The organism is Pseudomonas sp. P9_31 (assembly GCF_034008235.1).
GTDB lineage: Bacteria > Pseudomonadota > Gammaproteobacteria > Pseudomonadales > Pseudomonadaceae > Aquipseudomonas.
The window spans coordinates 719,279-741,468 of sequence record NZ_CP125375.1; the positions used below are offsets into that span (position 1 = coordinate 719,279).

Annotated in this window: 32 protein-coding genes; all 32 read left to right on the plus strand. The window is 54.8% G+C overall.

Annotated features, from left to right (window positions below; all coding sequences use genetic code 11):
- The 32 genes from rpoC to QMK51_RS03400 all read left to right on the plus strand — a co-directional run bounded on the left by rpoC (position 1) and on the right by QMK51_RS03400 (position 22,152).
- On the plus strand, positions 1–4,200 hold the full coding sequence (gene rpoC, locus QMK51_RS03245) for a DNA-directed RNA polymerase subunit beta' (protein ID WP_105349125.1): 4,200 nt from the start codon (positions 1–3) through the stop codon (positions 4,198–4,200).
- A gap of 215 nt (positions 4,201–4,415) precedes the next feature.
- Positions 4,416–4,787, plus strand: coding sequence for a 30S ribosomal protein S12 (rpsL, locus tag QMK51_RS03250; RefSeq protein ID WP_003186084.1), 372 nt, complete (start codon positions 4,416–4,418; stop codon positions 4,785–4,787).
- A gap of 119 nt (positions 4,788–4,906) precedes the next feature.
- Positions 4,907–5,377 (plus strand): 30S ribosomal protein S7, encoded by a 471-nt coding sequence (gene rpsG / locus QMK51_RS03255; RefSeq protein ID WP_002555493.1) that lies wholly within the window; start codon positions 4,907–4,909, stop codon positions 5,375–5,377.
- A 30-nt stretch (positions 5,378–5,407) separates the two neighbouring features.
- Entirely contained in the window at positions 5,408–7,513 is a 2,106-nt protein-coding gene (gene fusA / locus QMK51_RS03260) for an elongation factor G (protein WP_320393151.1), read from the plus strand.
- Positions 7,514–7,543: 30 nt separating this feature from the next.
- A complete protein-coding gene (gene tuf / locus QMK51_RS03265) occupies positions 7,544–8,737 on the plus strand; it encodes an elongation factor Tu (RefSeq protein WP_003186071.1) in 1,194 nt (397 codons plus the stop codon).
- Between the two features lie 139 nt (positions 8,738–8,876).
- Positions 8,877–9,188 carry a 30S ribosomal protein S10 gene (rpsJ, locus tag QMK51_RS03270; protein ID WP_003186070.1) on the plus strand — a complete coding sequence of 104 codons (312 nt, stop codon included), beginning with the start codon at positions 8,877–8,879 and terminating at the stop codon, positions 9,186–9,188.
- Between the two features lie 80 nt (positions 9,189–9,268).
- Positions 9,269–9,904, plus strand: a complete 636-nt coding sequence (gene rplC, locus QMK51_RS03275) for a 50S ribosomal protein L3 (RefSeq protein ID WP_003186059.1) — start codon at positions 9,269–9,271, stop codon at positions 9,902–9,904.
- A 12-nt stretch (positions 9,905–9,916) separates the two neighbouring features.
- Positions 9,917–10,519 (plus strand): 50S ribosomal protein L4, encoded by a 603-nt coding sequence (gene rplD / locus QMK51_RS03280; RefSeq protein ID WP_003228735.1) that lies wholly within the window; start codon positions 9,917–9,919, stop codon positions 10,517–10,519.
- Positions 10,516–10,815 (plus strand): 50S ribosomal protein L23, encoded by a 300-nt coding sequence (gene rplW / locus QMK51_RS03285; RefSeq protein WP_002555488.1) that lies wholly within the window; start codon positions 10,516–10,518, stop codon positions 10,813–10,815. Before rplD ends, rplW begins: the two co-directional genes overlap by 4 nt.
- A 14-nt stretch (positions 10,816–10,829) precedes the next feature.
- Positions 10,830–11,654, plus strand: coding sequence for a 50S ribosomal protein L2 (rplB, locus tag QMK51_RS03290; protein WP_003186055.1), 825 nt, complete (start codon positions 10,830–10,832; stop codon positions 11,652–11,654).
- Between the two features lie 16 nt (positions 11,655–11,670).
- The gene (gene rpsS / locus QMK51_RS03295) at positions 11,671–11,946 is read left to right on the plus strand and encodes a 30S ribosomal protein S19 (protein WP_002555486.1); all 276 of its coding nucleotides are present in this window, start codon (positions 11,671–11,673) and stop codon (positions 11,944–11,946) included.
- Positions 11,947–11,959: 13 nt separating this feature from the next.
- Positions 11,960–12,292, plus strand: a complete 333-nt coding sequence (gene rplV, locus QMK51_RS03300) for a 50S ribosomal protein L22 (RefSeq protein ID WP_003103908.1) — start codon at positions 11,960–11,962, stop codon at positions 12,290–12,292.
- Positions 12,293–12,305: 13 nt separating this feature from the next.
- Positions 12,306–12,992 (plus strand): 30S ribosomal protein S3, encoded by a 687-nt coding sequence (gene rpsC, locus QMK51_RS03305; protein WP_003176422.1) that lies wholly within the window; start codon positions 12,306–12,308, stop codon positions 12,990–12,992.
- A gap of 12 nt (positions 12,993–13,004) precedes the next feature.
- A complete protein-coding gene (gene rplP, locus QMK51_RS03310; protein WP_003228729.1) occupies positions 13,005–13,418 on the plus strand; it encodes a 50S ribosomal protein L16 in 414 nt (137 codons plus the stop codon).
- On the plus strand, positions 13,418–13,609 hold the full coding sequence (rpmC, locus tag QMK51_RS03315) for a 50S ribosomal protein L29 (RefSeq protein ID WP_002555481.1): 192 nt from the start codon (positions 13,418–13,420) through the stop codon (positions 13,607–13,609). Before rplP ends, rpmC begins: the two co-directional genes overlap by 1 nt.
- Positions 13,610–13,611: 2 nt before the next feature.
- Positions 13,612–13,878 carry a 30S ribosomal protein S17 gene (gene rpsQ, locus QMK51_RS03320; protein ID WP_003176419.1) on the plus strand — a complete coding sequence of 89 codons (267 nt, stop codon included), beginning with the start codon at positions 13,612–13,614 and terminating at the stop codon, positions 13,876–13,878.
- A 23-nt stretch (positions 13,879–13,901) separates the two neighbouring features.
- On the plus strand, positions 13,902–14,270 hold the full coding sequence (gene rplN / locus QMK51_RS03325) for a 50S ribosomal protein L14 (RefSeq protein WP_002555479.1): 369 nt from the start codon (positions 13,902–13,904) through the stop codon (positions 14,268–14,270).
- An 11-nt stretch (positions 14,271–14,281) separates the two neighbouring features.
- Positions 14,282–14,596, plus strand: coding sequence for a 50S ribosomal protein L24 (rplX, locus tag QMK51_RS03330; RefSeq protein WP_007896770.1), 315 nt, complete (start codon positions 14,282–14,284; stop codon positions 14,594–14,596).
- A 20-nt stretch (positions 14,597–14,616) separates the two neighbouring features.
- Positions 14,617–15,156 carry a 50S ribosomal protein L5 gene (gene rplE, locus QMK51_RS03335; protein WP_003210069.1) on the plus strand — a complete coding sequence of 180 codons (540 nt, stop codon included), beginning with the start codon at positions 14,617–14,619 and terminating at the stop codon, positions 15,154–15,156.
- 13 nt (positions 15,157–15,169) lie between these two features.
- Positions 15,170–15,475 (plus strand): 30S ribosomal protein S14, encoded by a 306-nt coding sequence (rpsN, locus tag QMK51_RS03340; protein WP_003176414.1) that lies wholly within the window; start codon positions 15,170–15,172, stop codon positions 15,473–15,475.
- Between the two features lie 210 nt (positions 15,476–15,685).
- Entirely contained in the window at positions 15,686–16,078 is a 393-nt protein-coding gene (gene rpsH, locus QMK51_RS03345) for a 30S ribosomal protein S8 (RefSeq protein WP_003186040.1), read from the plus strand.
- A gap of 12 nt (positions 16,079–16,090) precedes the next feature.
- Positions 16,091–16,624, plus strand: a complete 534-nt coding sequence (gene rplF, locus QMK51_RS03350; RefSeq protein WP_007896774.1) for a 50S ribosomal protein L6 — start codon at positions 16,091–16,093, stop codon at positions 16,622–16,624.
- Between the two features lie 10 nt (positions 16,625–16,634).
- On the plus strand, positions 16,635–16,985 hold the full coding sequence (rplR, locus tag QMK51_RS03355; RefSeq protein ID WP_003186037.1) for a 50S ribosomal protein L18: 351 nt from the start codon (positions 16,635–16,637) through the stop codon (positions 16,983–16,985).
- Positions 16,986–16,988: 3 nt separating this feature from the next.
- Positions 16,989–17,489, plus strand: a complete 501-nt coding sequence (gene rpsE, locus QMK51_RS03360; protein ID WP_003186035.1) for a 30S ribosomal protein S5 — start codon at positions 16,989–16,991, stop codon at positions 17,487–17,489.
- A gap of 2 nt (positions 17,490–17,491) precedes the next feature.
- On the plus strand, positions 17,492–17,668 hold the full coding sequence (gene rpmD, locus QMK51_RS03365) for a 50S ribosomal protein L30 (RefSeq protein ID WP_003176408.1): 177 nt from the start codon (positions 17,492–17,494) through the stop codon (positions 17,666–17,668).
- Between the two features lie 3 nt (positions 17,669–17,671).
- Positions 17,672–18,109 (plus strand): 50S ribosomal protein L15, encoded by a 438-nt coding sequence (gene rplO, locus QMK51_RS03370; RefSeq protein WP_003228720.1) that lies wholly within the window; start codon positions 17,672–17,674, stop codon positions 18,107–18,109.
- Positions 18,110–19,438: a preprotein translocase subunit SecY gene (gene secY, locus QMK51_RS03375; protein ID WP_320393152.1), complete on the plus strand. Its 1,329-nt coding sequence runs from the start codon at positions 18,110–18,112 to the stop codon at positions 19,436–19,438.
- 27 nt (positions 19,439–19,465) lie between these two features.
- On the plus strand, positions 19,466–19,582 hold the full coding sequence (gene rpmJ, locus QMK51_RS03380; RefSeq protein ID WP_002555468.1) for a 50S ribosomal protein L36: 117 nt from the start codon (positions 19,466–19,468) through the stop codon (positions 19,580–19,582).
- A 130-nt stretch (positions 19,583–19,712) separates the two neighbouring features.
- Positions 19,713–20,069 (plus strand): 30S ribosomal protein S13, encoded by a 357-nt coding sequence (rpsM, locus tag QMK51_RS03385; protein ID WP_003186020.1) that lies wholly within the window; start codon positions 19,713–19,715, stop codon positions 20,067–20,069.
- A gap of 30 nt (positions 20,070–20,099) precedes the next feature.
- Positions 20,100–20,489 (plus strand): 30S ribosomal protein S11, encoded by a 390-nt coding sequence (gene rpsK, locus QMK51_RS03390; RefSeq protein ID WP_002555466.1) that lies wholly within the window; start codon positions 20,100–20,102, stop codon positions 20,487–20,489.
- 18 nt (positions 20,490–20,507) lie between these two features.
- Entirely contained in the window at positions 20,508–21,128 is a 621-nt protein-coding gene (rpsD, locus tag QMK51_RS03395; RefSeq protein WP_003176404.1) for a 30S ribosomal protein S4, read from the plus strand.
- Between the two features lie 22 nt (positions 21,129–21,150).
- Complete coding sequence (locus QMK51_RS03400; RefSeq protein WP_003186012.1) at positions 21,151–22,152, plus strand: DNA-directed RNA polymerase subunit alpha; 1,002 nt, start codon at positions 21,151–21,153, stop codon at positions 22,150–22,152.
- Positions 22,153–22,190 lie beyond the last annotated feature (38 nt).

Below are 22,190 nucleotides of genomic sequence, written 5' to 3' on the forward strand. Positions count from 1 at the left end.
TTGAAAGACCTACTGAATTTGCTGAAAAACCAGGGTCAAGTCGAAGAGTTCGACGCCATCCGTATTGGATTGGCATCGCCTGAGATGATCCGTTCGTGGTCGTTCGGTGAAGTTAAAAAGCCGGAAACCATCAACTACCGTACGTTCAAACCTGAGCGTGACGGCCTGTTCTGCGCCAAGATCTTTGGCCCGGTAAAGGATTACGAGTGCCTGTGCGGTAAGTACAAGCGCTTGAAGCACCGTGGTGTTATCTGCGAGAAGTGCGGCGTTGAAGTTGCACTGGCAAAAGTTCGCCGTGAGCGCATGGCGCACATCGAGCTGGCCTCGCCGGTTGCCCACATCTGGTTCCTGAAATCGCTGCCGTCGCGTATCGGCTTGCTGATGGACATGACCCTGCGTGATATCGAACGCGTTCTCTACTTCGAGAGCTACGTCGTTATCGACCCAGGCATGACCACCCTTGAAAAAGGTCAGCTGCTGAACGATGAGCAGTACTTCGAAGCGCTGGAAGAGTTCGGCGACGATTTCGATGCCCGCATGGGTGCCGAAGCTGTCCGCGAACTGCTGCACGCTATCGACCTGGAGCACGAGATTGGCCGTCTGCGTGAAGAAATTCCGCAAACCAATTCCGAAACCAAAATCAAGAAGCTGTCCAAGCGTCTGAAGTTGATGGAAGCCTTCCAGGGTTCCGGCAACCTTCCAGAATGGATGGTGCTGACCGTTCTGCCGGTTCTGCCGCCAGATCTGCGTCCACTGGTCCCGCTGGATGGCGGTCGCTTCGCGACTTCCGACCTCAACGATCTGTATCGTCGAGTGATCAACCGTAACAACCGCTTGAAGCGTTTGCTCGATCTGTCCGCACCGGACATCATCGTGCGCAACGAAAAGCGTATGTTGCAGGAAGCCGTCGATGCACTGCTCGACAACGGTCGTCGTGGCCGCGCTATCACCGGTTCCAACAAGCGTCCTCTGAAATCCCTGGCTGACATGATCAAGGGTAAGCAAGGTCGTTTCCGTCAGAACTTGCTCGGTAAGCGTGTTGACTACTCCGGTCGTTCGGTAATTACCGTAGGTCCGACCCTGCGTCTGCACCAGTGTGGTCTGCCGAAGAAAATGGCTCTCGAGCTGTTCAAGCCGTTCATTTTCGGCAAGCTGGAAATGCGTGGTCTCGCTACCACCATCAAAGCTGCCAAGAAGATGGTCGAGCGCGAGCTGCCAGAGGTTTGGGACGTTCTCGCTGAAGTGATTCGCGAACACCCGGTTCTCCTCAACCGTGCACCGACCCTTCACCGTCTGGGTATCCAGGCGTTTGAACCGGTACTGATCGAAGGTAAGGCTATCCAGCTGCACCCTCTGGTCTGTGCTGCGTACAACGCCGACTTCGACGGCGACCAAATGGCCGTGCACGTACCGCTGACACTGGAAGCCCAGTTGGAAGCGCGTGCGTTGATGATGTCGACCAACAACATTCTGTCGCCAGCCAACGGTGAGCCAATCATCGTTCCGTCGCAGGACGTTGTATTGGGTCTGTACTACATGACTCGTGAAGCGATCAACGCCAAGGGCGAAGGTCGTGTGTTCGCGGATCTGCAGGAAGTTGACCGTGTGTTCCGTGCCGGCGAAGCCGCACTGCACGCCAAGGTCAAAGTGCGGATCAACGAAACCGTAAACGATCGTGACGGTGGCAGCGTCAAGAACACCCGTATCGTCGACACTACTGTTGGCCGTGCGCTGTTGTTCCAGGTTGTTCCACCTGGCCTGTCGTACGACGTCGTCAACCAGCCGATGAAGAAGAAGGCGATCTCCAAGCTGATCAACCAGTGCTACCGCGTGGTTGGTTTGAAAGAGACCGTGATCTTCGCTGACCAGTTGATGTACACCGGTTTTGCCTACTCGACCATCTCCGGCGTTTCCATCGGTGTTAACGACTTCGTTATCCCGGATGAAAAAGCCCGCATCATCGGTGCAGCCACCGACGAAGTGAAAGAGATCGAAAGTCAGTACGCCTCCGGCCTGGTAACCCAGGGCGAGAAGTACAACAAAGTGATCGACCTTTGGTCCAAGGCGAACGACGAAGTTTCCAAGGCGATGATGGCCAACCTCTCGAAAGAGAAGGTCATCGACCGTCATGGCGTCGAAGTCGACCAGGAATCCTTCAACTCGATGTACATGATGGCCGACTCGGGCGCACGGGGTTCTGCTGCGCAGATCCGTCAGCTCGCCGGTATGCGTGGCCTGATGGCCAAGCCGGACGGCTCCATCATTGAAACGCCGATTACAGCGAACTTCCGTGAAGGTTTGAGCGTACTTCAGTACTTCATCTCCACTCACGGTGCTCGTAAAGGTTTGGCGGATACCGCGTTGAAAACTGCGAACTCCGGTTACCTGACTCGTCGTCTGGTAGACGTGGCGCAGGATCTGGTTGTGACCGAGATCGATTGCGGCACCGAACATGGCCTGGTAATGACTCCGCACATTGAAGGCGGTGACGTTGTTGAGCCGTTGGGTGAGCGCGTATTGGGTCGTGTCATTGCCCGTGACGTATTCAAGCCAGGTACCGAGGAAGTTATCGTTCCTGCCGGCACGCTGGTAGACGAGAAGTGGGTCGAGTTCATCGAGCTGAACAGTATCGATGAAGTGATCGTGCGTTCGCCGATCAGCTGCGAAACCCGCTACGGCATTTGTGCCAAGTGCTACGGCCGTGACTTGGCTCGTGGTCACCAGGTGAACATCGGTGAAGCGGTCGGCGTTATCGCTGCCCAGTCCATCGGTGAGCCGGGTACCCAGCTGACCATGCGTACGTTCCACATCGGTGGTGCGGCAAGCCGGACCTCCGCAGCCGACAGCGTTCAGGTGAAGAATGGCGGTACCGTCCGTCTGCATAACCTGAAGCACGTTGAGCGGGTGGATGGTTGCCTGGTTGCTGTGTCCCGTTCCGGTGAGCTGGCGATCGCTGATGACTTCGGTCGTGAGCGCGAGCGCTACAAGCTGCCGTACGGTGCTGTGATTTCGGTTAAAGAAGGTGACAAGGTCGACGCTGGCGCAATCGTGGCCAAGTGGGATCCGCACACTCACCCAATCGTTACCGAAATGAAAGGTACCGTGACCTACGTGGGCATGGAAGAAGGCATCACGATCAAGCGTCAGACTGACGAATTGACCGGTATGACCAACATTGAAGTACTCGACGCCAAAGACCGTCCAGCTGCCGGTAAAGATATCCGTCCTGCTGTGAAGATGGTTGATGACAACGGCAAGGATCTCTTGCTGCCGGGTACCGACGTAATTGCTCAGTACTTCCTGCCTGCGAACGCCCTGGTCGGTGTAGCGGACGGTGCGAAAATCGCGATCGGTGATGTTATCGCTCGTATTCCGCAAGAGACTTCGAAGACCCGCGACATCACCGGTGGTCTGCCGCGTGTTGCCGACTTGTTCGAAGCCCGTCGTCCGAAAGAAGCCTCGATTCTGGCTGAAGTCAGCGGCACCATCGCGTTCGGTAAAGAGACCAAGGGCAAGCGCCGTCTGGTTATCACCCCGAACGACGGTAGCGATCCGTATGAAGAGCTGATTCCGAAGTGGCGCCACCTGAACGTCTTCGAAGGCGAACAGGTAAACCGCGGCGAAGTTATCTCCGACGGTCCGAGCGATCCACACGACATCCTGCGTCTGTTGGGTGTGAGTGCGCTGGCCAAGTACATCGTGAACGAGATCCAGGACGTTTACCGTCTGCAAGGCGTGAAGATCAACGACAAGCACATCGAGACCATCCTGCGTCAGATGCTGCGTAAAGTTGAAATCGCTGAATCCGGCGATTCCAGTTTCATCAAGGGCGACCAGATGGAGCTGACTCACGTGCTGGTCGAGAACGAGCGTCTGAGCACTGAAGACAAGTTTGTCTCCAAGTTCACTCGCGTTCTGCTGGGTATCACCAAGGCGTCGTTGTCCACCGAATCGTTCATCTCGGCGGCTTCCTTCCAGGAAACCACTCGCGTACTGACCGAAGCGGCGGTAACCGGCAAGCGCGATTACCTGCGCGGCCTGAAAGAAAACGTAGTCGTGGGTCGTCTGATCCCGGCCGGTACCGGTCTGGCTTATCACAGCGAGCGCAAGCGCCGCCGTGATGCTGACAAGCCGTTGCGTGTAAGCGCCAGTGAAGTGGAAGCTGCACTGACCGAAGCGCTGAACTCGAGCGGTAACTGAGTTCTGCGGTAAATGAGTGCGGGCCCTGGTCACTCCGTTCATCGAATCGAGGCATTTTGTCGAGGTTGGATGAGTGGGGAGGTCGGGGCCTTGCCTTGACTGGGGACAAGATCCTCTTTAGACTCTTGTACCCCTAAATTTGGCGGGAATTCGTTCCTGCCATTTTGCTTTTCTTGCAAGACAATAGCGTCGCAAGACAACAGTGGAGCTAGTAGATGGCAACTATCAACCAGCTGGTACGTCAGCCGCGTAAGCGTATCGTCGAGAAGTCCGACGTGCCTGCGCTGCAGAACTGCCCGCAACGTCGTGGCGTATGCACCCGTGTGTATACAACTACGCCGAAAAAACCTAACTCGGCACTGCGTAAAGTATGCCGTGTGCGTCTGACCAACGGTTTCGAGGTTTCCTCGTACATCGGTGGTGAAGGCCACAACCTGCAAGAGCACAGCGTGGTACTGATCCGCGGCGGTCGTGTAAAAGACTTGCCGGGTGTTCGTTACCACACCGTTCGCGGCTCTTTGGATACTTCCGGCGTTAAAGGTCGTAACCAAGGTCGTTCGAAGTACGGTACCAAGCGTCCGAAGTAATAGCCGCTTGCAGCAAAAAAACCGATTTCTATTTTTCTGAGTCGATAAGAGTAAGGTCGGAGGCGTCCCGAAAGGGCACCGATTCCGAGCGAACCTGAAGACCGTTTGAGGGCTTATCCATGCCAAGAAGACGCGTAGCAGCCAAGCGCGAAGTGCTTGACGATCCAAAATACGGAAGCCAAATCCTGGCCAAGTTCATGAACCACGTAATGGAAAGCGGTAAAAAAGCCGTTGCCGAGCGTATCGTTTATGGCGCGCTGGAAAAGGTTAAAGAACGCAAGAACAGCGACCCCCTGGAAATCTTCGAGAAAGCTCTCGACGCCATCGCTCCGCTGGTCGAAGTAAAGTCGCGCCGTGTAGGCGGTGCTACTTACCAGGTTCCGGTCGAAGTTCGTCCGTCCCGTCGTAACGCTCTGGCAATGCGCTGGTTGGTAGACTTCGCCCGTAAGCGCGGCGAGAAGTCTATGGCTCTGCGTTTGGCTGGCGAACTGTTGGACGCTGCTGAAGGTAAAGGTGCTGCTGTTAAGAAGCGTGAAGACGTGCACCGTATGGCTGAAGCTAACAAAGCTTTCTCGCACTACCGCTTCTAATTTTAGCTTCACTAATTTTGCGAGGGCTTTATGGCTCGTACTACTCCGATTAGCCGCTACCGTAACATCGGTATCGTTGCTCACGTGGATGCTGGTAAAACCACCACCACCGAGCGCGTCCTTTTTTACACCGGCAAAAGTCACAAGATGGGCGAGGTGCATGACGGCGCCGCGACCACAGACTGGATGGTGCAGGAGCAGGAGCGTGGTATTACCATTACTTCTGCTGCTATCACCGCTTTCTGGCAGGGTTCCCAGAAGCAGCACAAAGATCAATACCGCTTCAACGTCATTGACACCCCGGGCCACGTAGACTTCACCATTGAAGTTGAGCGTTCCCTGCGTGTACTCGACGGCGCGGTCGTTGTGTTCTGTGGTACTTCGGGTGTTGAGCCTCAGTCCGAAACCGTATGGCGTCAAGCCAACAAGTACGGTGTTCCACGTATCGTTTACGTGAACAAGATGGACCGTGCTGGTGCGAACTTCCTGCGCGTGATCGCTCAGATCAAACAGCGTCTGGGTCACACTCCGGTGCCAATCCAGTTGGCTATCGGTTCCGAGGACAACTTCCAGGGTCAGATCGATCTGATGACCATGGAAGCGGTTTACTGGAACGATGCTGACAAGGGCATGACGCCTCGTCGCGAAGCTATCCCTGCTGAGCTGCAGGAACTGGCTGAAGAGTGGCGTAGCAACATGGTTGAGGCTGCGGCTGAAGCCAGCGAAGAGCTGATGAACAAGTACCTCGAAGGGGAAGAGCTCTCCATCGAGGAAATCAAGGCCGCTCTGCGTCAGCGTACTATCGCTGGTGAGATCGTTCTGGCTGTTTGCGGTTCTTCCTTCAAGAACAAGGGTGTTCCCCTGGTTCTCGACGCCGTTATCGACTACTTGCCTGCTCCTACTGATATTCCTGCCATCAAGGGTACTGACCCGGATGACGAGGAAAAGCAAATGGAGCGTCATGCGAGCGACGACGAGCCGTTCTCGGCTCTGGCGTTCAAGATCGCTACCGACCCATTCGTGGGTACCTTGACCTTTGTCCGTGTTTACTCGGGCGTGTTGGCCTCCGGCGACGGCGTGATCAACTCGGTTAAGGGCAAGAAAGAGCGCGTGGGTCGTATGGTGCAAATGCACGCAAACGCCCGTGAAGAAATCAAGGAAGTACGCGCTGGTGACATCGCGGCCTTGATCGGCATGAAGGACGTCACCACTGGTGAAACCTTGTGCAACGCTGACAAGCCGATCATCCTGGTTCGCATGGACTTCCCGGAGCCGGTTATTTCGGTTGCCGTTGAGCCTAAGACCAAGGATGACCAGGAAAAAATGGGTATCGCTCTGGGCAAACTTGCTCAGGAAGACCCGTCTTTCCGCGTTAAAACCGATGAAGAGACTGGTCAGACGATCATTTCTGGCATGGGCGAGTTGCACCTGGACATCCTGGTTGACCGGATGCGCCGTGAGTTCAACGTCGAAGCCAACATTGGTAAGCCTCAGGTTTCCTATCGTGAGCGCATCACGAAGAGCTGTGAGATCGAAGGCAAGTTCGTTCGTCAGTCTGGTGGTCGTGGTCAGTTCGGTCACTGCTGGATCCGTTTTGCTCCTGCTGACGAAGGTCAGGAAGGTCTGCAATTCCTGAACGAAGTGGTGGGTGGTGTGGTTCCTAAGGAATACATCCCGGCTATCCAGAAGGGTATCGAAGAGCAGATGAAGAACGGCGTTGTTGCCGGCTATCCGCTGATCGGCCTGAAGGCTACCGTGTTTGATGGTTCTTACCACGACGTCGACTCCAATGAGATGGCGTTTAAGGTGGCTGCTTCCATGGCGACCAAGCAACTGGCCCAGAAGGGCGGTGGTGAGTTGCTTGAGCCGATCATGGCGGTAGAGGTTGTTACACCTGAAGACTATATGGGTGACGTGATGGGCGACCTTAACCGTCGTCGCGGCATGATCTTGGGTATGGAAGACACGGTCTCCGGCAAAGTAATTCGCGCCGAAGTTCCGCTGGGCGAGATGTTCGGTTACGCGACCGATGTTCGTTCCATGTCCCAGGGTCGCGCAAGCTACTCTATGGAATTCAAAAAATACAATACAGCTCCGTCGCATATCGTCGAAACTGTTACCAAAAAGCAAGGCTGATTCAGCCCTTTAGGCAAGGAGTTAATTGTCGTGGCTAAAGAAAAATTTGATCGTTCCCTACCGCACGTCAACGTTGGCACCATCGGTCACGTCGACCACGGTAAAACCACTCTGACTGCTGCTCTGACCCGCGTCTGCTCCGAAGTTTTCGGTTCGGCCGTTGTTGCTTTCGATAAAATCGACAGCGCTCCGGAAGAAAAGGCTCGTGGTATCACCATCAACACCGCGCACGTTGAGTACAACTCTTCGATTCGTCACTACGCTCACGTTGACTGCCCAGGTCACGCTGACTATGTGAAGAACATGATCACCGGTGCTGCTCAGATGGACGGCGCTATCCTGGTTTGCTCGGCCGCTGATGGTCCGATGCCACAAACCCGTGAGCACATCCTGCTGTCCCGTCAGGTAGGCGTTCCGTACATCGTTGTCTTCCTGAACAAGGCTGACATGGTTGACGACGCTGAGCTGCTGGAACTGGTTGAGATGGAAGTGCGCGATCTGCTGAGCACTTACGACTTCCCAGGTGACGACACTCCGATCATCATCGGTTCGGCTCTGATGGCTCTGAACGGCCAAGACGACAACGAAATGGGTACCACCGCTGTTAAGCGTCTGGTAGAAACTCTGGACAGCTACATCCCAGAGCCAGTTCGTGTTATCGACAAGCCGTTCCTGATGCCAATCGAAGACGTATTCTCGATCTCTGGTCGCGGTACTGTTGTAACTGGCCGTATCGAGCGCGGTATCGTCAAGGTTCAGGATCCACTGGAAATCGTTGGTCTGCGTGACACTACCGTCACCACCTGCACCGGTGTTGAAATGTTCCGTAAGCTGCTCGACGAAGGTCGTGCTGGCGAGAACTGCGGCGTTCTGCTGCGTGGTACCAAGCGTGACGACGTTGAGCGTGGCCAGGTTCTGGTTAAGCCAGGTTCGGTTAAGCCGCACACCAAGTTCGAAGCTGAAGTGTACGTTCTGAGCAAAGAAGAAGGCGGTCGTCACACTCCGTTCTTCAAAGGCTACCGTCCACAGTTCTACTTCCGGACCACTGACGTGACCGGTAACTGCGAACTGCCGGAAGGCGTTGAAATGGTAATGCCAGGCGACAACATCAAAATGGTTGTCACCCTGATCAAGACCATCGCAATGGAAGACGGTCTGCGTTTCGCTATTCGTGAAGGCGGTCGTACCGTCGGCGCTGGCGTCGTAGCCAAAATCATCGAGTAATCGTTGATTTGATAAAAAGCCTCCGCTTGCGGGGGCTTTTTTATTGGGTTGACACTATGTTGGCCCGTCTATAGAATTGCGCCTCCTTTTAACGGGCGTATTGCGCTCGGTGGGAATAGCAGCCGGAGTCTGAAATCCAATGCAAAATCAGCAAATCCGTATCAGGTTGAAGGCTTTTGACCATCGCCTGATCGACCAATCCACCCAGGAAATCGTGGAAACCGCGAAACGTACTGGTGCTCAAGTGCGTGGTCCAATTCCACTGCCTACCCGTAAAGAGCGGTTCACCGTTCTGGTCTCCCCGCACGTCAACAAAGACGCGCGTGACCAGTACGAGATCCGTACTCATAAGCGCGTTCTGGACATCGTCCAGCCAACGGATAAAACCGTTGATGCTCTTATGAAGCTTGATCTTGCGGCCGGTGTGGAAGTGCAGATCAGCCTCGGCTAAGACTCGGTCTTAGTCGTGTAACGCTCTGAAATGGGCGGCCATAGCGGGTGAAAGCCCCGTACACTCATGAGGTTTACAACATGACTATTGGTGTAGTCGGTCGTAAATGCGGTATGACCCGTATTTTCACCGAAGAAGGTGTCTCCATTCCGGTCACGGTCATTGAGATCGAACCGAATCGCGTCACCCAGTTCAAAACTGAAGAGACCGATGGCTATCGTGCAGTGCAAGTCACTGTCGGCGAGCGTCGTGCTTCGCGTGTTACAGCCGCTCAAGCCGGTCACTTCGCTAAGGCGAACGTTGCCGCTGGTCGTACCGTAATGGAATTCCGTCTTGAAGAAGGCGAGTACCAGGCCGGCGATCTGATCAACGCTGAAATCTTCGCTGCTGGTCAACTGGTTGATGTAACCGGTCAGTCCAAAGGTAAAGGCTTCCAGGGTACGATCAAGCGTTGGAATTTCCGCGGGCAAGATAACACCCACGGTAACTCCGTATCCCACCGCGTTCCAGGCTCTATCGGCCAGTGCCAGACTCCTGGTCGTGTATTCAAGGGCAAAAAAATGTCCGGTCATATGGGCGCTGAGCGCGTGACCGTGCAGTCCCTCGAAGTAGTGCGCGTGGACGCTGAACGCAATCTGTTGTTGGTCAAGGGCGCTGTTCCTGGCGCTACTGGCGGCAACTTGGTTGTACGTCCAGCAGCCAAGGCTCGCGGTTAAGGGGAAGCTGACATGCAATTAAATGTAAATGACGCTCAAGCGATCGAAGTTTCCGAACTGACATTTGGCGGCGAATTCAACGAGACGCTGGTTCACCAAGCAGTCGTGGCCTACATGGCTGGCGGCCGTCAAGGTAGCAAGCAGCAAAAGACCCGTTCCGACGTTCGTGGTGGCGGTAAGCGTCCATGGCGTCAGAAAGGTACTGGCCGTGCTCGTGCCGGTACTATCCGTAGCCCAATCTGGCGTGGCGGCGGTACCACTTTCGCAGCTCGTCCTCAGGATCACTCCCAGAAGCTGAACAAGAAGATGTATCGCGCAGCAATGCGTTCCATCCTTGCTGAGCTGGTGCGTACTGATCGTCTGGTTGTGGTTCAGGATTTCGCCGTTGAAACGCCGAAAACCAAAGACCTGCTGGGCAAGCTGAACAACATGAGCCTGACCGACGTTCTGATCGTGTCGGACGCTGTTGATCAGAACCTGTACCTGGCTGCTCGCAACCTGCCGCACGTTGATGTACGTGACGTGCAAGGTTCCGATCCAGTTAGTCTGATCGCATACGACAAGGTGTTGATCACCGTGTCGGCCGTGAAGAAATTCGAGGAGCTGCTGGGATGAACCAGGAACGCGTATTTAAAGTTCTGCTTGGCCCGCACGTTTCCGAGAAGGCTACGGTTCTGGCAGACAAGAAAGGCCAGTTCGTTTTCAAGGTTGCGACTGACGCAACCAAGCTGGAAATCAAGAAGGCCGTCGAAAGCCTGTTCAGCGTGAAAGTAGAGCGCGTTACTACCCTGAATGTTCTGGGTAAGAGCAAGCGCACTGCTCGCGGTCTGGGCAAGCGTAATGACTGGAAGAAGGCAGTTATCTCCCTTCAGCCAGGCCAAGATCTCGATTTCAGCAGCAGTGCTGAGTAAGGAAGGGGTGCATCATGGCAATCGTTAAATGCAAACCGACTTCCCCTGGCCGCCGTTTTGTGGTCAAGGTGGTCAACCAGGAGCTGCATAAAGGCGCTCCTCACGCACCGCTGCTCGAGAAAAAATCGAAGTCTGGTGGTCGTAACAACAATGGTCGTATTACCACTCGTCACATCGGTGGTGGCCATAAGCAGCATTATCGTCTGGTCGATTTCCGTCGCAACGACAAAGATGGCATCGCTGCCACTGTCGAGCGTATCGAATACGATCCAAACCGTACTGCTCACATCGCTCTGCTGCTGTACGCAGATGGCGAGCGTCGCTACATCATCGCCCCTAAAGGCGTGAGTGCTGGTGACCAGCTGATCGCGGGTGCTCTGGCGCCGATCAAGCCGGGCAACGCTCTGCAACTGCGTAACATTCCAGTTGGTAGCACCGTACACGGCATCGAATTGAAGCCAGGTAAAGGCGCACAGATCGCTCGTTCCGCTGGTGCTTCGGCTCAGCTGATCGCTCGTGAAGGTGTCTACGTGACCCTGCGTCTGCGTTCTGGTGAGATGCGTAAAGTGCTGGCTGAATGCCGCGCGACCCTGGGTGAAGTCTCGAACTCCGAGCACAGCCTGCGTTCGCTGGGTAAAGCTGGTGCCAAACGCTGGCGTGGCGTTCGCCCAACCGTTCGTGGTGTTGCCATGAACCCGGTTGACCACCCACATGGTGGTGGTGAAGGTCGTACCTCTGGTGGTCGTCATCCGGTATCGCCATGGGGCTTCCCGACTAAGGGCGCGAAGACTCGTGGTAATAAGCGTACCGACAAAATGATCGTCCGTCGTCGCAAGTAAATAGAGGGATACGACAGTGCCACGTTCTCTGAAAAAAGGTCCTTTTATTGATCTTCACCTACTGAAGAAGATCGAAGTGGCGGCGGAAAAGAACGATCGCAAACCAGTTAAGACCTGGTCGCGCCGTTCCATGATCCTGCCACAAATGGTCGGTCTGACCATTGCTGTGCATAACGGTCGTCAACATGTTCCAGTTCTCGTGAACGAAGACATGGTCGGCCACAAACTGGGCGAGTTTGCCGGTACCCGCACATATCGTGGGCACGTGGCAGACAAGAAAGCCAAGCGTTAAGGGGTAAGGAACGATGGAAGTAGCCGCTAAGTTGTCGGGCGCTCGAATCTCCGCCCAGAAAGCCCGCTTGGTCGCCGACCAGATCCGCGGGAAGAAGGTGGGCGAAGCGCTCAACCTGTTGGCTTTCAGCAGTAAGAAAGCCGCCGAGATCATGAAGAAAGTGCTGGAGTCGGCCGTAGCCAACGCCGAGCATAACGAAGGCGCAGACGTTGATGACCTGAAGGTCAGCACCGTTTTCGTCAACGAAGGGCGTTCGCTGAAGCGCATCATGCCACGTGCCAAAGGCCGTGCTGATCGCATCGTCAAGCGGTCTTGCCATATCACTGTCAAGGTTGCTGACAAGTAACGGAGTCGAAGAGATGGGTCAGAAAGTACATCCCATTGGCATTCGCCTGGGAATCGTCAAGGAGCACACCTCCGTCTGGTACGCAGACGGTCGGACTTATGCGGACTATTTGTTCGCTGATCTGAAGGTGCGTGAGTATCTCCAAGACAAACTAAAAAGCGCGTCCGTAAGCCGTATCGATATCCATCGTCCGGCTCAGACTGCACGTATCACCATCCACACCGCTCGTCCAGGTATCGTTATCGGGAAGAAAGGTGAAGATGTTGAGAAACTGCGTCAGGACCTGACCAAGCAAATGGGTGTGCCTGTGCACATCAATATCGAAGAGATCCGCAAGCCGGAGCTCGACGGTATGCTGGTTGCGCAGAGCGTAGCTCAGCAGCTGGAGCGTCGCGTAATGTTCCGTCGCGCTATGAAGCGCGCTGTTCAGAACGCCATGCGCATTGGTGCCAAAGGCATCAAAATCCAAGTGAGCGGTCGTCTCGGCGGTGCTGAAATCGCACGTACTGAATGGTATCGCGAAGGTCGTGTGCCACTGCACACCCTGCGTGCCGACATCGACTATGCCAACTACGAAGCTCACACCACTTATGGTGTGATCGGTGTAAAGGTTTGGATCTTCAAAGGCGAAGTAATTGGTGGTCGCCAAGAAGAGCTGAAACCACAAGCACCAGCGCCTCGTAAAAAAGCTGCTAAGTAAGGGGTACGCCAAATGTTGCAACCAAAGCGTACGAAGTTCCGCAAGCAAATGACTGGTCACAACCGTGGCCTGGCATTGCGCGGTAGCAAAGTCAGCTTCGGCGAGTTCGCGCTGAAGTCTGTTGCTCGTGGTCGTCTCACCGCTCGTCAGATCGAGTCAGCGCGTCGTGCACTGACCCGTCACGTTAAACGTGGCGGCAAGATCTGGATCCGTGTATTCCCGGACAAGCCTATTTCCAAAAAGCCACTCGAAGTTCGGATGGGTAAAGGTAAGGGTAACGTGGAGTACTGGGTTGCCCAGATTCAGCCAGGCAAAGTCCTGTATGAAATCGAGGGTGTTTCTGAAGAGCTGGCGCGTGAGGCTTTCGCCCTGGCTGCTGCAAAGCTGCCGCTCGCCACCTCCTTTGTTAAACGGACGGTGATGTGATGAAAGCGAATGAACTTCGTGAAAAATCCGCACAGCAGCTGAACGAGCAACTGCTCGGCCTGCTGCGCGACCAGTTCAATCTGCGTATGCAGAAAGCAACTGGCCAGTTGGGGCAGTCTCATCTGCTCTCGCAAGTTAAGCGTGACATCGCTCGCGTGAAGACTGTGCTCAACCAGCAGGCAGGTAAGTAATCATGGCTGAAGCCGAAAAAACTGTCCGTACGCTGACTGGCCGTGTTGTCAGCGACAAGATGGACAAAACCATCACCGTTCTGATCGAGCGTCGCGTTAAGCACCCGATCTACGGTAAATACGTTAAGCGTTCGACTAAGCTGCACGCGCACGACGAAACCAATCAGTGCCACATCGGCGACAAAGTCACTATTCGTGAAACTCGTCCTTTGGCCAAGACCAAGTCTTGGGCGCTGGTTGATGTTCTCGAACGCGCTGTGGAAGTCTAAGGACTAGGGGTCGGAGAAATTATATGATTCAGACTCAATCCATGCTCGATGTGGCCGATAACAGCGGCGCTCGCCGCGTTATGTGCATCAAGGTGCTGGGTGGCTCCCATCGTCGTTACGCTGGTATCGGTGACATCATCAAAGTTACCGTGAAGGAAGCAATTCCTCGCGGTAAGGTGAAAAAAGGCCAAGTGATGACTGCTGTTGTGGTCCGCACTCGTCACGGCGTTCGCCGTGCAGATGGCTCCATTATCCGCTTTGATGGCAACGCTGCTGTTCTTCTGAACAACAAGCAAGAGCCGATCGGCACCCGTATCTTTGGGCCAGTGACCCGTGAACTTCGTACTGAGAAGTTCATGAAGATCGTCTCGCTCGCCCCAGAAGTGCTGTAAGGAGATCCGACATGCAAAAGATTCGTCGTGACGACGAGATCATCGTGATCGCCGGCAAAGACAAAGGTAAGCGCGGTAAGGTGCTTAAGGTTCTCGCTGATGACCGTCTGGTCGTTGGTGGTCTGAACCTGGTTAAGCGTCATACCAAGCCTAACCCGATGTCGGGCGTACAAGGCGGTATCGTCGAGAAAGAAGCGCCACTGCACGCTTCCAACGTTGCCATTTTCAACGGCGAAACCAACAAAGCTGATCGCGTTGGTTTCAAAGTAGAAGACGGTAAGAAAATTCGTGTCTTCAAGTCGACCCAAAAAGCGGTTGATGCTTGAACACTGCTAGGTAGAAGACCATGGCACGACTAAAAGAGATTTACCGGAAGGAAATCGCACCGAAGCTTAAGGAAGAACTTAAGCTGTCGAACGTGATGGAAGTTCCGCGCGTTACCAAAATCACCCTGAACATGGGTCTGGGCGAAGCGATCGGTGACAAAAAAGTCATCGAGCACGCTGTTGCTGACCTGGAAAAGATCACCGGCCAGAAAGTCGTTGTGACCTACGCTCGCAAATCCATCGCTGGCTTTAAAGTCCGTGAAGGTTGGCCGATCGGCGTCAAAGTGACCCTGCGCCGTGAGCGTATGTACGAGTTCCTGGATCGTCTGCTGTCGATCTCCCTGCCTCGGGTTCGCGACTTCCGCGGCCTGAATGCCAAGTCCTTCGATGGTCGTGGTAACTACAGCATGGGCGTTAAAGAGCAGATCATCTTCCCGGAAATCGACTACGACAAGATCGATGCTCTCCGCGGTCTGGACATTACCCTGACCACCACTGCCAAGAACGATGATGAAGGTCGCGCCCTGTTGCGTGCTTTCAAATTCCCGTTCCGCAACTGATTGGAGTAGGAAAATGGCCAAGATGAGCATGAAGAACCGCGAGCTGAAGCGTCAGCTCACGGTTGCCAAGTACGCCAAAAAGCGTGCAGCACTGAAAGCAATCATCGTTGATCTGAACGCAAGTCCAGAAGCGCGTTGGGAAGCTACAGTAGCTCTGCAGAAGCAGCCACGTGACGCAAGCGCTTCGCGCATGCGTAACCGCTGCCGCCTGACCGGTCGTCCACACGGCGTTTACCGCAAGTTCGGCCTTGGCCGTAACAAGCTGCGTGAAGCTGCAATGCGTGGTGACGTACCTGGTCTGGTTAAAGCCAGCTGGTAAGCACTGTCAAAGTCTAGGTGCTCGGGGTCGCAAGATCCTGACCATCGGTGACCTTGAACTTGAATCAAGCCCCTATTGGGGCTTGATTCATTTGTGGGGTGTGTCTAGAATACCCGGCTCGCCTGAGCCCGTGCTTTTTTTGCGCGGATGTATTCGGCGACACGTAGTAGCCGCAAGGCTAATTTTTTGTGTATTAGGAGCGTCTAGCCCATGAGTATGCAGGACCCGTTAGCGGACATGCTAACTCGAATCCGTAATGCCCAGATGGCTGAAAAGTCCGTCGTAAGCATGCCATCTTCTACTTTGAAGGTAGCTGTTGCCAAAGTCCTGAAGGACGAAGGTTACATTGCGGGTTATCAGATCAGCAGCGAAATCAAGCCACTGCTGTCCATCGAGCTGAAGTACTTCGAAGGCCGTCCGGTCATCGAGGAAGTGAAGCGCGTTAGCCGTCCAGGCCTGCGTCAGTACAAGTCCGTCGATGATCTGCCAAAAGTTCGTGGCGGTCTCGGTGTGTCTATCGTCTCCACCAACAAAGGTGTGATGACGGATCGTGCTGCGCGCGCTGCCGGTGTCGGCGGCGAAGTTCTTTGCACTGTGTTCTAAGGGGGGATAAGCATGTCACGCGTCGCTAAGAACCCCGTTAAGCTGCCAGCCGGTGTCGAAGTCAAATTCGCAGGCCAACAGCTTTCGGTGAAGGGTGCCAAGGGTACTCTCGAACTGAACATCCATTCGTCCGTTGAGATCGTTGAAGAAGCTGGTGAGCTGCGTTTCGCTGCTCGCAATGGCGATCAACAAACTCGCGCAATGGCTGGTACCACTCGTGCGTTGGTAAACAACATGGTCCAAGGCGTAAGCCAAGGCTTCGAGCGCAAGCTCCAGCTGGTCGGTGTTGGTTACAAAGCGCAAGCAAAAGGCACAGTGCTGAACCTGGCTCTTGGCTTCTCGCACCCAGTGGATTACGAACTGCCGGAAGGCATCACCGCTGAGACTCCTAGCCAAACCGATATCCTGATCCGGGGCATCGATAAGCAGCTAGTAGGTCAAGTGGCCGCCGAGATCCGCGACTTCCGTCCACCAGAGCCGTACAAAGGCAAAGGTGTGCGCTACGCGGACGAAGTCGTCCGTCGTAAAGAAGCCAAGAAGAAGTAGGGCATAGCAAATGACCGACAAAAAAGTTACTCGCCTGCGTCGCGCTCGCAAAGCACGCCTGAAAATGCACGAACTCGAAGTCGTGCGTCTCTGCGTGTTCCGCTCGTCGCAGCACATCTACGCCCAGGTCATTTCGGCCGACGGCAACAAAGTCCTGGCAAGCGCCTCGACTTTGGATAAAGAACTGCGTGATGGCGCCACTGGCAACATCGACGCGGCCACTAAGGTTGGCCAGCTGGTCGCTACGCGTGCTAAAGCCGCTGGCGTCTCGCAGGTGGCTTTCGACCGCTCTGGCTTCAAGTACCACGGCCGCGTCAAGGCGCTGGCTGATGCTGCTCGTGAAGCTGGGCTGGAGTTCTAAGTTATGTCAAATAACGACCAAAAGCGCGACGAAGGCTACATCGAGAAGCTGGTTCAAGTTAACCGCGTAGCCAAAACCGTTAAAGGCGGCCGTATCTTCACTTTCACCGCGTTGACCGTGGTAGGTGATGGTAAAGGGCGTGTTGGCTTCGGCCGTGGCAAGTCGCGTGAAGTGCCTGCTGCGATCCAGAAGGCAATGGAAGCTGCTCGCCGCAACATGATTCAAGTTGATCTGAACGGCACCACTCTGCAGTACGCAATGAAGTCCGCTCACGGCGCTTCGAAGGTGTACATGCAGCCTGCTTCTGAAGGTACCGGTATCATCGCTGGCGGCGCTATGCGTGCTGTCCTCGAAGTTGCTGGCGTTCAGAACGTTCTGGCCAAGTGCTACGGCTCGACTAACCCGGTAAACGTGGTTCACGCCACTTTCAAGGGTTTGAAAGCAATGCAGTCTCCTGAATCCATTGCCGCCAAGCGTGGCAAAAGCGTCAAGGAGATCTTCTGATCATGGCTACCGTTAAAGTTACGCTGATCAAAAGCATGACCGGCCGCATCCCTAACCACAAACTGTGCGTTAAGGGTCTGGGTCTGCGTCGCATCGGTCACACTGTAGAAGTCCAGGATACTCCCGAGAATCGCGGGATGATCAACAAGGCTTACTACATGCTGCGTGTCGAGGGTTAATCGATGAAACTCAATGATCTGAGTCCAGCGCCGGGTTCCCGTCGCGAAAAGCATCGTCCGGGCCGTGGTATCGGTAGCGGTTTGGGTAAGACTGGTGGCCGTGGCCACAAAGGTCAAACCTCCCGCTCCGGTGGCACCATTGCTCCAGGCTTTGAAGGCGGTCAACAGCCGCTGCATCGTCGCCTGCCGAAGTTTGGTTTCGTTTCCCTGAAAGCCATGGATCGCGCAGAAGTGCGTCTGTCCGAGCTGGCTAAAGTGGAAGGCGACATCGTCACCGTGCAGTCCCTGAAAGATGCCAACGTGATTAACGTCAACGTTCAGCGTGTGAAAATCATGCTGTCCGGCGAAGTTACTCGCGCTGTCACCATCGGAAAGGGAATCGGCGCCACCAAAGGTGCGCGTGCGGCTATCGAAGCAGCTGGCGGCAAGTTCGAGGAATAAATGGCTAAGCAAGGTGCTCTCTCTGCGCTCGGCAAAGGCGGTATGTCTGAACTCTGGGCTCGTCTGCGTTTTCTGTTCCTGGCGATTATCGTCTACCGAATAGGCGCACACATCCCGGTTCCAGGTATTAACCCGGACCGACTCGCGGACCTGTTTCGACAGAATGAGGGGACCATTCTTAGCTTGTTCAACATGTTTTCCGGCGGCGCGCTGGAGCGGATGAGCATCTTTGCACTGGGGATCATGCCGTACATTTCGGCATCGATCATCATGCAGCTGATGACCGCCGTCAGCCCGCAGCTGGAGCAGTTGAAGAAGGAAGGTGAAGCTGGCCGTCGCAAGATCAGCCAGTACACCCGCTACGGCACTGTCGTCCTTGCTCTCGTTCAGGCTGTTGGCATGTCCATTGGTCTGGCGGGGCAGGGCGTTGCGTTCACTGGTGACTTTGGCTTCCATTTCGTCGCGGTATCCACTTTTGTGGCTGGTGCGATGTTCATGATGTGGCTGGGTGAGCAGATTACTGAGCGTGGTGTTGGCAACGGTATCTCGATGTTGATTTTTTCGGGTATCGTCGCCGGTCTTCCGAGAGCGATCGGGCAGTCTTTCGAGTCTGCACGTCAGGGTGATATCAACATCTTCGCCCTGGTTGCCATCGGTTTGCTGGCAGTAGCGATTATCGGTTTCGTGGTGTTCATTGAGCGTGGTCAGCGTCGTATTGCTGTTCACTACGCCAAGCGTCAGCAGGGCCGCAAGGTCTTCGCTGCGCAGACTAGCCACTTGCCGCTGAAGGTGAACATGGCCGGTGTTATTCCGGCTATTTTCGCGAGCAGCATTTTGCTGTTCCCGGCTTCGTTAGGTGCCTGGTTCGGCCAGTCTGAAGGTATGGGCTGGTTGCAGGACATCTCGCAGTCGATCGCTCCTGGTCAGCCGTTGAATATTCTGCTGTTTAGTGCAGGGATTATTTTCTTCTGCTTCTTCTATACGGCGTTGATGTTCAATCCGAAAGACGTAGCGGAAAACCTGAAGAAGTCCGGTGCCTTTATTCCGGGCATCCGTCCAGGTGAGCAGTCTGCGCGCTACATTGATGGCGTTCTGACTCGCTTGACCATGTTCGGTGCTCTTTACATGACGGCCGTCTGCCTGTTGCCCCAGTTCCTGGTGGTTGCAGCAAACGTACCGTTCTACCTTGGCGGGACCTCGTTGCTGATCGTGGTCGTGGTTGTGATGGACTTCATGTCCCAAGTACAATCGCACCTCGTTTCGCACCAGTACGAATCCCTGATGAAGAAAGCCAACCTGAAGGGTTACGGCAGCGGCATGTTGCGCTGAGTACCCATAAGGTTCGAGGAGTTGGTGATGAAAGTTCGTGCATCGGTGAAAAAGCTGTGCCGTAACTGCAAGATTATTCGCCGCGAAGGTGTTGTTCGAGTAATTTGCAGCGCGGAACCGCGTCACAAACAGCGCCAAGGCTGAGTGTGATTGTGCTTCAAGCCCGGCAGCTAGTGCGCTGCCGGGTTGATTATTTGTTATTACAGCGATATTATCTCGCGCCCTATTTCTTGGCTTCCGGGGCGTAGGTAGCTGTCAATTGGAGTCCCACTGAATGGCCCGTATTGCAGGCGTTAACATTCCAGATAACAAGCATACTGTTATCTCGCTGACCTACATCTATGGTGTTGGTCGCACTACTGCACAGAAAATTTGTGCAGTGACTGGGGTAAACCCAGCGGCAAAGATCAAAGATCTGAGCGACGAGCAGATTGAACAGCTGCGTGGCGAAGTGGCGAAGTTCACCACTGAAGGTGACCTGCGTCGCGAAATCAACATGAAAATCAAGCGTTTGATGGACCTCGGTTGCTATCGCGGTCTGCGTCATCGTCGTGGTCTTCCAGTACGCGGTCAGCGTACCAAGACCAACGCGCGTACCCGTAAAGGTCCGCGTAAGCCGATCCGCAAGTAATCGCCCCAGCGAATCGACAGGAAATTAATCATGGCAAAACCTGCTGCTCGTCCTCGTAAAAAAGTTAAAAAGACAGTGGTTGATGGCATCGCCCACATCCATGCTTCTTTTAACAACACCATCGTGACCATTACCGACCGTCAAGGTAACGCTCTTTCCTGGGCTACCTCCGGTGGTTCGGGTTTCCGCGGTTCCCGCAAGTCCACCCCGTTCGCTGCTCAAGTAGCTGCTGAGCGTGCTGGTCAAGCTGCGCTGGAATACGGCCTGAAAAACCTCGACGTTAACGTCAAAGGTCCAGGTCCAGGTCGTGAATCCGCAGTCCGCGCTTTGAACGGCTGTGGCTACAAGATCGCCAGCATCACCGACGTGACGCCAATCCCGCACAACGGGTGCCGTCCGCCGAAGAAGCGCCGCGTGTAATCCAGGAGACTGTAAAGAATGGCTCGTTACATTGGTCCAAAATGCAAACTCGCTCGTCGCGAAGGCACCGATCTCTTTCTGAAGAGCGGCGTGCGCGCGATCGAATCGAAGTGCAACATCGAAGCAGCACCTGGTATCCACGGCCAACGCCGCGGTCGCCAGTCCGATTACGGCACCCAACTGCGTGAAAAGCAGAAGGTCCGTCGTATCTACGGCGTTCTCGAGCGTCAATTCAGCGGCTACTACAAAGAAGCTGCTGGCAAGAAAGGCGCAACTGGCGAAAACCTGTTGCAGCTGCTCGAATGCCGTCTGGACAACGTTGTATACCGTATGGGTTTTGGCTCTACTCGTGCCGAATCCCGTCAGCTGGTATCGCACAAGTCGATCAGCGTTAACGGTCAGACCGTAAACGTTCCGTCTTACCAGGTTCGTGCTGGTGACGTGGTCGCAGTTCGCGAGAAAGCAAAGAACCAACTTCGCATTGTCCAAGCTCTCGATCTGTGTGCCCAACGTGGCCGCGTAGAATGGGTAGAAGTAGACACTGAGAAGAAGTCGGGCGTTTTCAAGAACGTTCCTGCTCGCAGTGATCTGTCCGCCGACATCAACGAAAGCCTGATTGTCGAGCTCTACTCCAAGTAAGGGCTAGAAAATAGGTGCATCCATGCAGATTTCGGTAAATGAGTTCCTGACACCCCGCCATATTGATGTGCAGGTTGTCAGTCCAACCCGCGCCAAGATCACTCTCGAGCCTCTCGAGCGTGGTTTCGGCCACACCCTGGGCAACGCGCTGCGCCGCATCCTGTTGTCCTCAATGCCCGGCTGTGCAGTAGTCGAGGCCGAGATTGACGGTGTGCTCCACGAGTACAGCGCCATCGAAGGTGTACAGGAAGACGTAATTGAAATCCTGTTGAACCTTAAAGGTCTGGCTATCAAGCTGCACGGTCGAGACGAAGTTACGCTGACCTTGTCGAAGAAGGGTTCGGGGGTGGTTACCGCTGCCGATATTCAGCTGGATCATGATGTCGAGATCGTCAACCCCGATCACGTAATCGCTAACCTGGCGTCTAACGGCGCCCTGAACATGAAGCTCACTGTAGCTCGTGGTCGTGGTTATGAACCGGCAGACTCGCGTCAGAGCGATGAAGACGAAAGCCGCAGCATCGGTCGCTTGCAGCTTGACTCTTCGTTCAGCCCGGTTCGCCGTATCGCATACGTGGTGGAAAACGCCCGTGTCGAACAGCGTACTAACCTGGACAAGCTGGTTATTGATCTGGAAACCAACGGTACCCTGGATCCTGAAGAGGCTATCCGCCGCGCTGCAACCATTCTGCAACAGCAGTTGGCTGCGTTCGTCGACCTCAAAGGTGACAGTGAGCCAGTGGTTGTCGAGCAGGAAGACGAGATTGATCCGATCCTGCTTCGCCCGGTTGACGATCTGGAACTGACTGTACGTTCGGCTAACTGCCTTAAGGCGGAAAACATCTACTACATCGGCGACCTGATTCAGCGTACCGAAGTAGAGCTGTTGAAGACTCCGAACCTTGGCAAGAAATCCTTGACTGAAATCAAGGACGTTCTGGCCTCCCGCGGTCTGTCCCTCGGCATGCGCCTCGACAACTGGCCGCCTGCAAGTCTTAAGAAGGACGACAAGGCGACTGCCTGATCGTCGTAATCACCGAACGTTGTGTTTGGTAAGGAATG

Bases quoted from the DNA above. Each gene is read 5' to 3' on its own strand.
- rpsL (WP_003186084.1), top strand. From the start codon at position 4,416: ATGGCAACTATCAACCAGCTGGTACGTCAGCCGCGTAAGCGTATCGTC.
- rpsG (WP_002555493.1), top strand. From the start codon at position 4,907: ATGCCAAGAAGACGCGTAGCAGCCAAGCGCGAAGTGCTTGACGATCCA.
- fusA (WP_320393151.1), top strand. From the start codon at position 5,408: ATGGCTCGTACTACTCCGATTAGCCGCTACCGTAACATCGGTATCGTT.
- rpsJ (WP_003186070.1), top strand. From the start codon at position 8,877: ATGCAAAATCAGCAAATCCGTATCAGGTTGAAGGCTTTTGACCATCGC.
- rplC (WP_003186059.1), top strand. From the start codon at position 9,269: ATGACTATTGGTGTAGTCGGTCGTAAATGCGGTATGACCCGTATTTTC.
- rplD (WP_003228735.1), top strand. From the start codon at position 9,917: ATGCAATTAAATGTAAATGACGCTCAAGCGATCGAAGTTTCCGAACTG.
- rplW (WP_002555488.1), top strand. From the start codon at position 10,516: ATGAACCAGGAACGCGTATTTAAAGTTCTGCTTGGCCCGCACGTTTCC.
- rplB (WP_003186055.1), top strand. From the start codon at position 10,830: ATGGCAATCGTTAAATGCAAACCGACTTCCCCTGGCCGCCGTTTTGTG.
- rplV (WP_003103908.1), top strand. From the start codon at position 11,960: ATGGAAGTAGCCGCTAAGTTGTCGGGCGCTCGAATCTCCGCCCAGAAA.
- rpsC (WP_003176422.1), top strand. From the start codon at position 12,306: ATGGGTCAGAAAGTACATCCCATTGGCATTCGCCTGGGAATCGTCAAG.
- rplP (WP_003228729.1), top strand. From the start codon at position 13,005: ATGTTGCAACCAAAGCGTACGAAGTTCCGCAAGCAAATGACTGGTCAC.
- rpmC (WP_002555481.1), top strand. From the start codon at position 13,418: ATGAAAGCGAATGAACTTCGTGAAAAATCCGCACAGCAGCTGAACGAG.
- rpsQ (WP_003176419.1), top strand. From the start codon at position 13,612: ATGGCTGAAGCCGAAAAAACTGTCCGTACGCTGACTGGCCGTGTTGTC.
- rplN (WP_002555479.1), top strand. From the start codon at position 13,902: ATGATTCAGACTCAATCCATGCTCGATGTGGCCGATAACAGCGGCGCT.
- rplX (WP_007896770.1), top strand. From the start codon at position 14,282: ATGCAAAAGATTCGTCGTGACGACGAGATCATCGTGATCGCCGGCAAA.
- rplE (WP_003210069.1), top strand. From the start codon at position 14,617: ATGGCACGACTAAAAGAGATTTACCGGAAGGAAATCGCACCGAAGCTT.
- rpsN (WP_003176414.1), top strand. From the start codon at position 15,170: ATGGCCAAGATGAGCATGAAGAACCGCGAGCTGAAGCGTCAGCTCACG.
- rpsH (WP_003186040.1), top strand. From the start codon at position 15,686: ATGAGTATGCAGGACCCGTTAGCGGACATGCTAACTCGAATCCGTAAT.
- rplF (WP_007896774.1), top strand. From the start codon at position 16,091: ATGTCACGCGTCGCTAAGAACCCCGTTAAGCTGCCAGCCGGTGTCGAA.
- rplR (WP_003186037.1), top strand. From the start codon at position 16,635: ATGACCGACAAAAAAGTTACTCGCCTGCGTCGCGCTCGCAAAGCACGC.
- rpsE (WP_003186035.1), top strand. From the start codon at position 16,989: ATGTCAAATAACGACCAAAAGCGCGACGAAGGCTACATCGAGAAGCTG.
- rpmD (WP_003176408.1), top strand. From the start codon at position 17,492: ATGGCTACCGTTAAAGTTACGCTGATCAAAAGCATGACCGGCCGCATC.
- rplO (WP_003228720.1), top strand. From the start codon at position 17,672: ATGAAACTCAATGATCTGAGTCCAGCGCCGGGTTCCCGTCGCGAAAAG.
- secY (WP_320393152.1), top strand. From the start codon at position 18,110: ATGGCTAAGCAAGGTGCTCTCTCTGCGCTCGGCAAAGGCGGTATGTCT.
- rpmJ (WP_002555468.1), top strand. From the start codon at position 19,466: ATGAAAGTTCGTGCATCGGTGAAAAAGCTGTGCCGTAACTGCAAGATT.
- rpsM (WP_003186020.1), top strand. From the start codon at position 19,713: ATGGCCCGTATTGCAGGCGTTAACATTCCAGATAACAAGCATACTGTT.
- rpsK (WP_002555466.1), top strand. From the start codon at position 20,100: ATGGCAAAACCTGCTGCTCGTCCTCGTAAAAAAGTTAAAAAGACAGTG.
- rpsD (WP_003176404.1), top strand. From the start codon at position 20,508: ATGGCTCGTTACATTGGTCCAAAATGCAAACTCGCTCGTCGCGAAGGC.
- QMK51_RS03400 (WP_003186012.1), top strand. From the start codon at position 21,151: ATGCAGATTTCGGTAAATGAGTTCCTGACACCCCGCCATATTGATGTG.